We start from the raw sequence: 13,119 nt of genomic DNA, 5'->3' as shown, positions 1-13,119 counted from the left end.
CTCGTTCCGTTCACGCGGGCTCCTTCTGGGGGGCGTCGTCGGCGAGGGTGGCGCGCAGCGTCGTCTCCACCAGGGCGATGACGTCCTCGGCCGTGAGACCGGCCGCTTGCGCCCGGTGCAGCCAGGCGACCAGGTCGTCGCGCAGCTCGGCCTGGTTGGGCAGGGACGCGCCGGCCAGGGTGCGCTGGACGAACGTGCCCACCCCGGGTCGGCCACCGACCAGACCCTCGATCTCCAACTCCCGGTACGCCTTCAGCACCGTGTTCGGGTTGATCGCCAGGGATTGCGCGACGTCCCGGACCTTCGGCAACTGGTCGCCCGGCGTCAGCAGGCCAACCCGCAGCGCCTGTTTCACCTGCTGCACGAGCTGCATGTAGGTGTTCACCTTCGACCGGCTGTCCAGTACGAACTCGATCACTCCCGATGATCCTTCCTGTTGTCCTACGACAGTAGGACTAATAGACAGCTTCATCGGTGACCCATCGGCTGTCAAGCTCGGCGCGGCACGTTCTGTCCGAGCGCGGCGCGTCTCGTCCGGCGCGCCGCTTGCTGGCCGGCGGGCGCATCGGGACGGGCCCGGCGGTGGTGACCCTGGTGGCACCGGCAGGCCACCGGTTGGCACCCAGGGGTCAGCCCGCGGGGAAGGGACCGGCAGCGATCCGCGTGGACGGGGAGGTGTTCGGTGGTCACCAACGAACTGACGACGTCGAGGGCGACTCCACTACAGGCCGCCCGCGCCCGGGGTCGCGTACGTGGGCGGTTGATCCTGCTCGGCCCGGCGTTCGTCGCCGCCGTCGCGTACGTCGACCCCGGCAACTTCGCCACCAACTCCGCCGCCGGCGCGCGCTACGGCTATCTGCTGGTCTGGGTCGTGGTGGTGGCCAACCTGATGGCGATGCTGGTGCAGACGCTCACGGCGAAGCTGGGTCTGGCCACCGGGCGCAGCCTGCCCGAGCTGTGCCGGGAACGCCTACCCCGGCCGGTGAACCGGGTGATGTGGGTGCAGGCCGAGTTGGTCGCCATGGCCACCGACCTGGCCGAGGTGATCGGTGGCGCGGTCGCCCTGTACCTGCTCTTCGGCATCCCCCTGCTGCCCGGCGGCATCATCATCGGCACGGCCGCGTTCGCCGTGCTCGCCCTGCGCTCGCGCGGGTACCGCGCCTTCGAGGTTGTCATCGCCGTCCTGCTCGGGGTGATCGTGCTGGCCTTCGCCGCCAACCTGCTCGCCTCCGGCTCCGATCCCGGCTCTGCCATGGCCGGCATGGTGCCGCGTCTACAGGGCACGGACAGCGTGCTGTTGGCCGCCGGCATCCTCGGCGCGACCGTCATGCCGCACGTCATCTACGTGCACTCCGCGCTCACCCGCGACCGCATTCCCGCCGCCGACGACACCGAGCGTCGGATCCTGTTCCGTGGCCAGCGCACCGACGTGCTGCTGGCCCTGAGCGCGGCCGGCGCGGTCAACCTCGCCATGCTGCTGATCGCCGCGGCCAGCTTCCGGGGCGGCGGCCCGGGCGGCGCGGACAGCCTGGAGGGGGTGCACGCCGGGCTCGGCCAGACCATCGGGACCGCCGCCGCGTTCGGGTTCGCCGTCGCCCTGTTGGTCTCCGGGCTCGCCTCCACGAGCGTCGGCACCTACGCCGGCGAGGTGATCATGCAGGGCTTCCTGCGTCGGCGGGTACCGCTGCTGCTGCGTCGGCTGGTCACCCTGCTGCCCGCGCTGGCCGTGCTCGCCATCGGCCTCGACCCGACCCGGGCGCTCGTGCTGTCCCAGGTCATCCTCAGCTTCGGCATCCCGTTCGCGCTGATCCCGGTGGTCGCCTTCACCCGCCGCCGCGACCTGATGGGCAACCTGGTCAACCACCCGCTCACCACCGCCGCCGCGTCTCTGGTGGCCGTGCTGGTGGTCGCGCTGAACGCGTTCCTCCTGTGGCAGGTCGTCGCCGGCTGAGCCGGCTGGTCGGCGTCGCCGGCTGAGCCGGGCAGGCTGCCTGGGCCCGGACACTCTCACGAGCGTTATACCTGTGAGTCATAAAAATGACTCACAGGTATAACCCGTTGAGGACCACGTCGGGCCGGACCCGTGTGATAGCCGGATCCGTGTAGTGGCCGGACCCGTGTGGGTAACCGGGCCCGGGTGGGTCAACGGGCCAAGTGTGGGCGGTCGGGCCTTGGTGTGGGCGGTCGGGCCTTGTGTGGGCGGTCGGGCCTTGTGTGGGCGGTCGGGCCTTGTGTGGGTGACCGGACGCGCGTGGGTGCGCCGGGCCCTGGGCGGCCGGGCCCTTTCTGAGGGCAGCCCAGCCTTGACGGCCGGAGCCGGCTTGGCGGCCGGAGCCGGCTCGGCCAGGCCAACTTGGGGCGGGTGTGGTCAGGTGCGACGCCCCTCGTCTCGGGTCGGGATCTCCTGACGCTGTTCGAGGGCGTCCGCCGGGTTGGCGTCGGCCGGCAGCGACGTCACCTCCTCGAGCGTGCCCGCCGGGAAGGCGCCCTGCTCGGCCAGGTCGGCCTCGGCGGCCTCCGGGTCCACGTCACCCGAGACCCGGTCCGGCGGCCCGACGTCGAACGCGTCCTGCCGTTGTTCCAGGGCATCCGCCTCCGGTGGAGGGAACGTGCCGCCCTGTTCGTCCCGGTACGTGCTCATCGGAGCCTCCCACCCGGCGGGTGTCGACATGCCGCCGGGCCGCTGCCTACCCGCCGGCGCCGCACTCACGCCGCCACGCTGGCCAAGATCTGGGCAGTTCCCGGGATGGTGCTGCCTCCGCGGCGGAGGAAGCAGCACATTCCCGGTAGTTGCGCGGATCTTGAGGGCTGATCGTCATGCCGCCGGCGGCATGAGGCGGCGGCAGTGGCCCCCGGTCGGCTTCCGCACCGTGGTGGGTGCCCCCAGGTCGACCGGGGTCGGGCCGCCCGAGCAGGCCAACGCGCCCACCTCGCCGCCGGCAAGGATGGGCGCCGATGCGGTACCGGCCAGTGCCAACGGCCCGGCCACCCGGGCCGCCACCATCGTGACGTGGTCGGTGGTGCCGGTCAGCGACATGGCGCCGCGTACCTCGGTGTTCAGCACCTCGACGACCGTGGCGCGGGATGCCGTCAGGTTCCCGGCGATCGAGGAGCCCTGGGCGACCAGGGCGGCGCCGGGCGCGACGGTGACCGGGCCGGTCACGGTGGCCGCGCGCAGGCAGGCGACGCCGGCGGTGACGGTCAGCGGGCCGGCGTGTCGGCCGGTGACCACTGTGGTGCAGGCCGGTGGCGGCGGGATCAGCGTGGCCATGAACGCGCGGGCCGGTCCGATGTTGCCGACGGCGTCGATGCCCCGGTACTCGATGCGGTGCCGGCCGTACCCGGGAGACCGCTCAGCGAACGGGGACACGGACAGGCCGCCCGAGCCGAGGTTGCCGTAGACCAGGCCGTCCACGTCGGTGCCGGTGGCGCTGAACAGGAACGGCGACCGGGCATCGGTGGGCCAGCCGTAGTAGTTGTGCCACCCGTCGCCGTCGAGCCGGAACTCCGAGGTGACCTGGCCGGTGCCGTCGTCGGTGCCGGTCAACCCCATGGTGAACGGGCCGTTGTACACGTACTCGGTGGGTCGGCCGGGCCGGGTGACGGTGAGCAGCGGCTCGGAGAGGGCGTACGCCACGTCGGGCCGCGTCGCGTCGACCGTCCAGGTGCGGGTCACCGCCCTCCCGGCGCCCGGCTCGTCTACCCGGGCGGTCAGCCGGTGGGTACCCCGCGACAGGCGCAGCGCGCCCAGGTCGACGTCCCGGTCGGTGCCGGTGCCGGTGTCGGCCACCGGCCTGCCGTCGAGCGTCCAGCGCACGCGTGGCGCCCGATCGGTGGGCTGGCTGGTCCGCACGTACACCACGTCGTGCGCGCCGACCGGCCGGTCGGTCGCGGTGGACGCGGTGATCGCCAGCGGCGACTCCACCACCGGGGTACGCACCGCGGTGTCCACGGTCCAGGCGCGGGTCTGGGTCAGCGCCGGTGAGCTGCGGACCGCCGGGTCGCGGACGAACTCCGTCGGGTCGGTCACCGTGACGGTCACCGTGTGCCGGCCGGGAGAGAGCCGTAGTTTCCGCAGGTCCAGATGGCGGGCATTGCCGGTACGCGGCACCGCCCTGCCGTCCACCGACCACGTCACGGTCAGCGCGTGGCTCACCGGGTGCAGGGTGTCCACCCAGAGCAGCCGGTCCGCGCCGACCGCCTGATCGGTGGCCGTGCCGCCCTGCACGATGCCGACCCGGGCGGCGATCCGTTCGGTCATCCGCTCCCGGCCGACCTGGTCGAAGTAGAAGCCCAGCGACTTCATCATCGAGTGCCGGCTCGGTCGCCACACCCCACGCTGGAGGTACAGGCCGCCCTCGTAGCGGCCGATCGTTCCGCCCGCCTCGCTCGGCTCACCCAGCCAGCGCCACCACTTGGTGCGGGTGTCGCGCATCTGCCGCTCGGTCAGCACGGTGTGGTGCACCGAGTCCGGCTCCGGCCCGCTGTAGGTGTCGCCCGGCACCCCACGGCCGTAGTAGTCGTACTCGTCCTGCAAGCCACCGAGCGAGTGCCCCAGCTCGTGCGGGCTGATCAGCGCGGAAAGCGCGTTGCCGCCGGAGGCGGTGGCGTTGCTGCCGCCGGCCCCACCGTAGGTGCCGCTGTTGGCCAGCGCGACCAGTTGCCGGTTGCCGGGGTTGGTGCCGACGGCCAGGTCGGCGTACGCGTTCGCGGCGGTGCCGTCGACAGTGAGCAGACGTTGCACGCTCGCCGGGTTGCAACCACCCCAGAAGCCCATGCCCAGCGCGGTGTCGCGTCGCGGCGCGGACAGGCCGGGGTCGCAGTCCACCCCGGACTCCGCCGAGATGATCTCCACGGCGTAGACGTTGAAGTAGCTGCGGTAGGACTTGAACGGCTCGATCGTCCACAGGGTGTTGAGGTGCCGGTCCACGTGCGCTCGGAAGGTGGGTAGGTCGGCCTCGGTGTAACCGTCGCCCAGCAGCACCAGGTTGAACCGCGTCGCCGGGTCACCGGTGACCTGGACCGGCACCACGCTGGTGCCGGCCACCGGGACGGCGGCCGGTGTGGCGGCGGCCGGTGTGCCGACCGTCAGTCCCGCCGCGACGAGCGCCGCGACACACAACCCCACTTTGATCCGCACCCTGCGCCCCTTCCATGGCCGGTCGGCCTGGCGGTGCCGGGCGGCTGGCCCGGCGGGGGCGCCGTCGTCCGGGCCTGCCGTGACCGTGGACATCTCGGACCGTACCGGTCTGCGCACCGACAGGTAACCCTCGGCGGTCCTCGGTGGACGTCGAAGCCGGTCAGATGGAGGAGGTGCAGCTCTGGACGTGCAACGGCACCGCCGCGCGGCGCTGGTCCGTCCGCTGACAGATGCCCAGGGCCGGTCGCCGTGCACCCGACGGGGCCGGCCCTGGGCGGGCCACGACCGGTCCGCCGGGGGTCAGTCGGCCGTCGCCTCGGGCATGGTGTTCCGGCGGGTTCCGGCGGCCAGCCCCAGCGCCAGCAGCACGCACACCGCGCCGACCAGGAAGAGCAGCGAGGCGGCCGGCTGGCCCAGCCACTCCCAGTACGGGTGCCAGGCCGGGTGTGGCTCGCCGAGGTGGTGGTGCAGCAGCTGCGGTGCGGCCAGCAACACCGGCAGCCACCACAGCACCGTGGCCACACCGATCAGGCCGTTCACAGTGCCGCGGCTACGGCGTCCCTCGGTGCGTCGGCTGACCCAGCCGAAGACCAGCCAACCGGCCACCGCGCCCAGCACCGTGCCGAGCACTCCGGCGGGGACCACCAGGGGCGGTGGCGCGCGGTGCAGCTCGACCGAGAGGTAGCTGGCGTCGACGGCTGTCTGCGAGGAGATCGAGGCGTTCAGGATGGTGTCGCCACGTCGGGCGGTCAACGCGGTGTCGGTGATCGCCTGCGGGGTGGCGCACATCTTGTCCGCACAGCTGACGCGATCGGACACCTGTTGGTCGTACACCCGCCAGCCGCCACCGGTCAGGCGCTCCCGGGCCGCCGTGACGATCTGTGCGACGGGCGCCGGCGGCGCGCCGAGGGCGAAGGCGCCGGTGGCGCCCTCCTGATATTCGCCACCGTCACCGAACACCAGGGTCTTGACGGTCCCGAGGCGCAGCGCGTGCCCGTAGACGACGAAGAGCGCCGGCGGGGTGTCGATCTCGCCGAGGTCGTGGCCGGGAAAGACCTCGGTGAGGATGGCGGCGGCCTCGGCCCGGTCGGGTTGCGGTCGGGACGTCTCCCAGGCGGCGCGGCTGGCCAGCGCGCCGGTGAAGAGGCCGCAGACGAGCGCGGCGAGCGGCACCCACGCGGCGGCGGCGCCACCGGCCGGGCGGCCGAGGCGGCGCAGCAGCCGCCGTCCGAACCGGGTGGCCGGCACGGTGTCGCTCACGGACATGTCCATCCTCCGACTTGAAGATCAGGCGGAGCGACAGTACATCGACCAGGGGTTCCGGCGCGTCCCCCCGATGACCGCCGACCGTGGCCGGGATCGGCCAGGATGGGCGGGTGGCCGGTCACGGCCGCGACGAGGAGGGTGGGCGATGCGGGTACGTGGACGGTTGACCTGGGGGCGGCGTGCTCGTGCGGGGGCGGTGGTGACCGCGATGCTCGCGGGCGTGCTGTCGCTGGCCGTGGTGCTGGCGCCGGGCGCTGCCACGGCGGGCGCGGCGGCGGGGACGCCGGTCTGCCAGGTGCGCGACGACCGGCTGCGCGAGATCTCCGGGATGGTCGCCACCGACGGCGGGTACGTGGTGATCAACGATGGGGCCGACGATGAGGCCCGCCGCCGGATCTTCTTCCTCGACCAGCGCTGCGCGGTGGCGCGCACCGTCTCCTTCCCGTCCCGGCCCCGCGACACCGAGGACCTGGCCATCGGCCGGGACGGCACCGTCTGGGTCGCCGACATCGGTGACAACGACCGCTCCCGGCCGACGGTCGGCGTGTGGCGGCTGGCGCCGGGGGCGAAGCAGCCGGTGCTGCACCGGATGAGCTACCCGGACCGTCCGCACGACGCGGAGGCGCTGCTGCTCGACGCGTCCGGTCGGCCGCTGATCGTCACCAAGGGCGGCAGTGGCACGGTCTTCCTGTACGCGCCGGCCACCGCGCTGCGATCGGACGCGACGACGCCGCTGACCGCACTCGGCCAGGTGACAGTGCCGGGGACCACGACCAGCAACCCGTTCTCGTTTCTGGGGCGCGGCGTGATCACCGGCGCGGCGAGCGCGCCGGACGGGCGGCGGGTGGTGCTGCGCAGCTACGCCGACGCCTTCGAGTACGACGTGCCCGACGGCGACGTGGTCCGCGCGTTGACCACCGGCACACCGCGGATCACCCCGCTGCCGGACGAGCCCCAGGGCGAGTCGATCACCTACAGCCGGGACGGTCGGTCGTTGCTCACCGTCTCCGAGTCCGCCGGCCAACCAGCGGGCACCCGCTCGACGATCCTGCGTTACCCGGCCACCGCCAGCACGGCCACCGCTGCGCCCTCCACGGAGTCTGTCGACCCGGTGTCGCCCACGGCGGTCCGTCCGGCCGCCGGAGAGGTCGGCGGAGAGGATGGGCAAACCTGGCCGCTGGCCCTCGGCGCGGGAACACTGCTGGTCCTGCTCGGGTTGGGCGGCGCGCTCTGGTGGAGGCACACCTCGCGCCGGTGAGCGGGGCGGGCCTGCGGCAGGATGGGGGGATGTCCGTCCTGTCCACGTTGCGCCAGCCGATCATCGCCGCCCCGATGGCTGGTGGCCCGTCCACGCCCGCGCTGGTGGCCGCCGTGTCCGCCGCGGGTGGGCTGGGCTTCCTCGCCGCCGGGATGATCGACACCGGTCGGCTGGTCGCCGACGTCGCCGAGGTCCGCGCGCGTACCGATCGGCCGTTCGGTGTGAACCTCTTCCTGCCCGACCCCGGCGGCGTCGACGACGCCGCCATCCGGGCGTACGCCGAACGGCTCGCCCCGCAGGCCGCGCAGCGAGGCGTGAGCCTGGGCGAGCCGGTGGGCGGCGACGACGCGTACCCGGAGAAACTGGCCGCGCTGCTCGCGGACCCGGTCCCGGTCGTGTCCTTCGTGTTCGGGCTGCCCGACCGGGCGGCGGTGACCGCCCTGCGCGAGCGGGGCACCGAGGTGTGGGCCACCGTCACCCGCCCGGACGCCGCGACCGCCGCCGCCGACCTGGGTGCGGACGCGGTGGTGGTGCAGGGCACCGAGGCCGGTGGGCATCGCGGCGGCCTGCCGGACGACGACGACTACGGGTTGCTGCCGCTGCTCCGGCTGACCGCCGCCCGCTGTGACCGGCCGTTGGTTGCCGCGGGTGGCCTCGTCGACGGCCCCTCGGTGGCCGCCGTGCTCGCTGCCGGCGCTGCCGCCGCGCAACTCGGCACTGCCTTCCTGCGCTGCCCGGAGGCGGGCAGTTCGCCGATGCACCGGGCGGCGGTGGCCAGTGCCGCGCCGACCGCGTTGACCCGGGCGTACACCGGTAAGCGGGCCCGTGGCGTGGCCAACGACTTCCTGCGCCAGCACGACGCGGTGGCACCGAGCGGTTACCCGCAGGTGCTGCACCTGACGCGTCCGCTGCTCGCCGATGCCCGGCGCGACGCGGACGCATCGGTGGCCAACCTGTGGGCCGGGCAGGCGCACCCGTTGGCCCGGGACGTGCCGGCGGCGCAGGTGGTCGCCGAGGTGAGCGCCGAGGCCCGGGCCGCGCTGGCCACAGTGGTCGAGCGCTCCAGCCGCTGGGGCTGACCAGGACGCCGGCAACCAGCTCGGGCGGGCCGGAAGAGGCCGGTCGGGCAACCCGTTAGAGTCTCGCCGTGATCGAGATCGGTGCGCAGGTCGACCTGTCCCACCCGGCTGAGCGGGTCTGGCGCGCTCTGACCGATCGGGAGTTGCTCGGCCGGTGGTTCGCCGAGGCCGAGACTGTCGAGGGCGTAGCGGACCGGATGCTGCTGCACACCTCCGGTCTGCCCGGCTTCGAGGCCAACGTCGAGGTCGAGGTGACCGAGCGGCAGGAGCCGGACCTCCTCGTGCTGGCCTGCGACGAGGCCGGCCGGCTCAGCGAGCTGACCTGCACGGTCACGACCACGAAGCAGGGCTGCCGACTGGAGCTACGGGAGGTCAGCACGCACGGCGCGTGGTCCGCCGAGCAGCACGAGCCGCGCGAGCAACAGCTCCGGCAGGCGCTGACGGTACGGCTGCCGGCCATCCTCGACTGGCTCGCCTTCCAGCAGGTCGACCTGAGCCGGGCCGACGGTGGGATGACCGCGGAACTGCCGCTGATCGGCGTACGCGGCAGGGCCGACCGCAACCCCCGTCGGCGTCGCACGCCGGTCGCCGTGGTCGCCGGGGCCGTGCTGGTGGCGGGAACGGCGGCATGGGTGACGTTACCGCTCGACCCGAAGCCGGCCGCCGCGCCCGCACCGACCGCGACCGCGTCGCCTACCGTGACGGCCGGCACAGTTACCGTCGCCCCCACGGCGACCCCCTCGGCGCGCCCCTCTCGGACCACCGCGTCGGCGACCACCTCGCCGAGCCGGACCCCGTCGGCGAAGCCCTCGCGGACACCCGCGTCGGCTGCGCCACCTCCACCTCCACCACCGGCGCCCGTCACGGCCCGATACGAGACCGACTCCGACCGGCTGTTCGGCTACACCGGCGAGATCGTGGTCCGCAATCCCGGCGGCGCACCGGTGGCGGACTGGGCCGTGGTGGTCACCCTCGCCGAAGGCACCACAGTCGACGACGTCGACGGCGCGAACTGGCGACAGGACAAACAGGTGATCACCTTCACCGGAGCCGCCTTGGCGGCCGGGGGATCCCAGAGGATCAGCTTCGACGTCCGCGACAGCCGGCCGAAAGCCCGGGAGCCGGAGAGCTGCACGATCGGCGGGCAACAGTGCGCGGGCCTCTGACTAGGCTGCCATCATGGCACTGCTGCACAGGGCGACCCTGCACCCCACGAAGCTGGACCTGCTGACGGCCTGGCTCCCCGACCGACAGTGGTTCGCCGGACCGGCCGGCGTCGAGATGGTGATTCGGGGTGCCTACCGCTTCGACGACCCGGCCGGCGAGGTCGGCATCGAGACGATGCTGGTCGGTGCCGCGGACGGGCCGGTCCACCATGTCCCGCTCACCTACCGCGCCGCGCCCCTCGACGGTGCGGACGCCTGGCTGGTCGGCACCACCGAGCACTCGGTGCTCGGCCGGCGCTGGGTGTACGACGGCTGCGTCGACCCGGTGTACGCCGCCGCGCTCGCCCACGCCATCCTCACGGGCAGCGGCCAGGCGGAGCAGTACTTCGAGGTCGACGGCCGGCGCGAGCTGCGTGAGCCGACCATGACGGTCGTCGTCGACGGAGCCGGGGACGCCAACGTGACACCGGTCGGCGTCGTGCGTCGGGTGGTCGATGGGGACAGCACACTCATCGACACCGACACTGTCGAGCTGGTCGTCGTCCGCCGTCCCGGCGCTGCCGACAGCGCCGGGGCCACCCTGCTCGGCAGATGGAACGGGCAACCGACGAGCGTGCCGCTGGCGTACGTGCGGGCGCGCTGACGTCCCGGTCGCCCGACCCGCTCGTCGCGGTCGACGGGAGGACCGGACGGCCGTACGGTCGGGACGTGGTCACCGTCGCCGATGTGCGGGCTCTCGCCCGAACGCTGCCGCGCAGTAGCGAGCACCTGATCCGGGACCGGGTGAAGTTCCGGGTGGGGTCGATGGTCTACGTCGCCTTCTCGCGGGACGAGGCGACGATGGGCTTCGCGTTCCCGAAGCAGGAGCGGGCCGGTCTGGTCGCCACCGACCCGGAGCTGTTCTTCCTGCCGGGAGAGGCCGACCTGCGCTTCCACTGGATGTGCTGCCACGCCGCGCGACTGGACCACGATCACATGACCGAGTTGGTCACCGAGGCGTGGCGGATGGTGGTGCCGAAGTTCCTGGCGCGGCAGCGGCTGGGCAGTTGACAGACGGTGGGCGGCCCGACTTCCCGGGCCGCCCACCGCTGTCACCACTGCGCCGGGGGCGGGGGCGGCGACACGGGCGGCCGGTCGTCGCAGGTGATGGTGTTGGGCAGCAGCCACGGCGCGAGCCACCCGCCGTCGTTATCGCCGAGGTCGGTCAGTGTGAACTCCGAACCGGCCGGGGTGAAGTGGAACGATCCGCAGTTGTTGACGCCGACCGCGCCGACGTTGCGGGCGTCCACGTTGGCGAACGAGGCGGACCCGGCCGCGCGGGCGCTGACCACCGAGGTGCCCGTGCCATCGACCCGGACGTCCCGGAACCGCGCATCGGAGATCGAGTAGAGATCCTTAACCGGCCAGTCGCTGACCAGCATGATCGCGTTGTACGTGTTGTCCAGGTACGCGTCGCCGGTCACCTCGATGGGCGTCTCGATGCTGCGATCCAGGGCGAAAACCCAGATCGCGCCCAGCCCGATGTTCCAGTTCAGCTCGTACGTGCCGGCGCGGGCGGTGGTGTTGTTGGTGAACCGCAGGTGCCCGGTGAACGGCTCCGCGCCGAAGCGGGCCCCGGCGTGCAGGCCGCTGCCCTCGCGTACCGGGTCGGCGACCAGGTTGTGCGAGACCGTGGTGTCGGTGCCGCCGTAGATGGCGATGCCGTTGGCCAGGGTCGGTGACTGCACGGTGTTGTGGTCGAACGTGTTCCGTGCGTTGGCCGTCTTCTCCGACCACATCGCCAGGCCGTCGTCGCCGGTGTTGCGGACGAAGTTGTGCGACACGAGGGAGTCGGTCACGCCGGTGTGGAAGTTGAGCGCGTCGGCGATCTGGTCGACGATGATGTTGTTGGTGACCCGGACGTTGCGCATCGGGCCGTCGAACCACAGGCCCGCCTTGGTGTGGTGCAGGTAGAGCCCGTCGATGGTGGAGTCGCTCATCGCCCCACCGATCGCGTTGACCTGGTCGGTGTCGATGCGCTCCCGCACGTCGCCCTCGATGGCGAAGCCGGAGAGGTGCACGTTACGGCTGCCGCCGTCGGCGGCGTCGCGCCCGTAGAACCCGACGCCGGTGTGCACCGACCCGTCCGGCGCGGGCGTTGGCAGGGCGACCTCGCGGCCCTTGATGGTGGTGTACCAGTTGCCGGCGCCCTCGATGGTCACGTCGTCGACGATGATGTGCCGGTTGACCTGGTAGGTGCCCGGCGGGATGTACACCTTGAGGTGGGCGCGCCGAGCGAAGGCGATGGCCCGGTCCAGCGCGTCGGCGGAATCCCGCCGGCCGGTGGGGTCGGCGCCGAACGCGAGCACGTTCGCGGCGAGCAGTCGGACGTGCGGCGGCGCTACCAACTCGGAGTCGAGCAGGTCGATGACAGTCCAGGCGGCGGCGCTACCGGGCGGCGCGGTGAGCCGGACCTTGTCGCCGGCCCGGTAGGTACGTCCGAGCAGCAGCCGCTGCTCGTCGTAGAAGTGGGTGGGCCGGAACGGCTTGTCGATGCTCGGGTACGGCGTGGTGGCCGACGGCACGCACTGGCACTCGGTGATCCACCAGTCCGGGTGCAGCAGCCCGGCCTGCGGGTCGTTGGTGAACGGGTACTGGTTGTAGAGCCACGAGTACTGCGACGTGAGCGTCATGGTGCGCAGGTGCTTGCCGTTGACGGCGACCCGCAGCGGCGCGGTGATCCCACCACCCTGCGGCGCGTCCGGGATGCTGTACCGCACGGTGATCCCGTTCGCCGCGCTGGGCAGGACGAACTCCACGTACTCCCCGGGGGTGAGCCGGACCGCGCGGCGGCCGGAAGCCTCCGCGGGCAACGTGTAGGCGGCCCGGTCGGGCCCGATGATCTCACCGTTGGTGCGGGCGTTCTCCGCTTCCTGCTCGAGAAAGTCGACGTCCGCGCCGCGTCCGGCGACCAGCGCCGGGTCGAGGGCGGCCCGGGTGACCACCGGCTGCGCGTCGGCGGACGCGGGTGGACTGGCGGCGGCCGCGGTGGGCCCGGCGACCAGCACGGCGAGACCGGCCGCGAGCGCGACGGCGGTGCCGCTGGGCCGGCCGGGGCGTCCCCGCGCCGGCGTGAGGCTGCGAAACATCGGTGACCCTCCTGGGTGGGTGGTGGTGGAGGTCCGCCCGGCGTTCCCCCGACGCCCGACATTGATCGTCATGATGCAGCAC

At 72.9% G+C, this 13,119-nt stretch carries 11 protein-coding genes; 6 read left to right on the top strand and 5 right to left on the bottom strand.

All coding sequences use genetic code 11. The features are described from left to right. Nucleotides 1-10: 10 nt before the first annotated feature. Nucleotides 11-418 carry a GntR family transcriptional regulator gene (locus MED15_RS25790; RefSeq protein WP_030335957.1) on the bottom strand — a complete coding sequence of 136 codons (408 nt, stop codon included), beginning with the start codon at nucleotides 416-418 and terminating at the stop codon, nucleotides 11-13. A 264-nt stretch (nucleotides 419-682) separates the two neighbouring features. Here MED15_RS25790 and MED15_RS25785 point away from each other — a divergent pair, with 264 nt between their 5' ends. Then, nucleotides 683-1,951, top strand: a complete 1,269-nt coding sequence (locus tag MED15_RS25785) for an Nramp family divalent metal transporter (RefSeq protein WP_112585431.1) — start codon at nucleotides 683-685, stop codon at nucleotides 1,949-1,951. 417 nt (nucleotides 1,952-2,368) lie between these two features. Here the strand turns inward: MED15_RS25785 and MED15_RS25780 are convergent, their stop codons facing one another. From MED15_RS25780 to MED15_RS25770, 3 genes are all read right to left on the bottom strand, one after another. Next, nucleotides 2,369-2,641, bottom strand: coding sequence for a hypothetical protein (locus MED15_RS25780; protein ID WP_112698206.1), 273 nt, complete (start codon nucleotides 2,639-2,641; stop codon nucleotides 2,369-2,371). A 174-nt stretch (nucleotides 2,642-2,815) separates the two neighbouring features. Beyond that, a complete protein-coding gene (locus tag MED15_RS25775) occupies nucleotides 2,816-5,140 on the bottom strand; it encodes a M64 family metallopeptidase (protein ID WP_208646725.1) in 2,325 nt (774 codons plus the stop codon). Nucleotides 5,141-5,440: 300 nt separating this feature from the next. Beyond that, nucleotides 5,441-6,406 carry a hypothetical protein gene (locus MED15_RS25770; RefSeq protein WP_112737149.1) on the bottom strand — a complete coding sequence of 322 codons (966 nt, stop codon included), beginning with the start codon at nucleotides 6,404-6,406 and terminating at the stop codon, nucleotides 5,441-5,443. 145 nt (nucleotides 6,407-6,551) lie between these two features. Here MED15_RS25770 and MED15_RS25765 point away from each other — a divergent pair, with 145 nt between their 5' ends. The 5 genes from MED15_RS25765 (at nucleotide 6,552) to MED15_RS25745 (ending at nucleotide 10,959) form a co-directional block, all read left to right on the top strand. Continuing rightward, a complete protein-coding gene (locus MED15_RS25765; protein ID WP_244220585.1) occupies nucleotides 6,552-7,664 on the top strand; it encodes a hypothetical protein in 1,113 nt (370 codons plus the stop codon). A 29-nt stretch (nucleotides 7,665-7,693) separates the two neighbouring features. Then, nucleotides 7,694-8,743, top strand: a complete 1,050-nt coding sequence (locus tag MED15_RS25760; RefSeq protein WP_112731484.1) for a nitronate monooxygenase — start codon at nucleotides 7,694-7,696, stop codon at nucleotides 8,741-8,743. 68 nt (nucleotides 8,744-8,811) lie between these two features. Next, nucleotides 8,812-9,909, top strand: coding sequence for an SRPBCC domain-containing protein (locus MED15_RS25755; RefSeq protein ID WP_112737147.1), 1,098 nt, complete (start codon nucleotides 8,812-8,814; stop codon nucleotides 9,907-9,909). A gap of 13 nt (nucleotides 9,910-9,922) precedes the next feature. Continuing rightward, complete coding sequence (locus tag MED15_RS25750; protein ID WP_112737145.1) at nucleotides 9,923-10,552, top strand: CG0192-related protein; 630 nt, start codon at nucleotides 9,923-9,925, stop codon at nucleotides 10,550-10,552. Then, on the top strand, nucleotides 10,501-10,959 hold the full coding sequence (locus tag MED15_RS25745; RefSeq protein WP_244220584.1) for an MmcQ/YjbR family DNA-binding protein: 459 nt from the start codon (nucleotides 10,501-10,503) through the stop codon (nucleotides 10,957-10,959). Before MED15_RS25750 ends, MED15_RS25745 begins: the two co-directional genes overlap by 52 nt. 41 nt (nucleotides 10,960-11,000) lie before the next feature. Here MED15_RS25745 and MED15_RS25740 read toward each other — a convergent pair whose 3' ends face one another. Beyond that, a complete protein-coding gene (locus MED15_RS25740; RefSeq protein WP_112737143.1) occupies nucleotides 11,001-13,037 on the bottom strand; it encodes a glycosyl hydrolase family 28-related protein in 2,037 nt (678 codons plus the stop codon). Nucleotides 13,038-13,119: the final 82 nt, after the last annotated feature.

The organism is Micromonospora noduli (assembly GCF_003264475.1).
GTDB lineage: Bacteria > Actinomycetota > Actinomycetes > Mycobacteriales > Micromonosporaceae > Micromonospora > Micromonospora noduli.
This window is presented reverse-complemented; position numbering and strand designations above follow the sequence as displayed.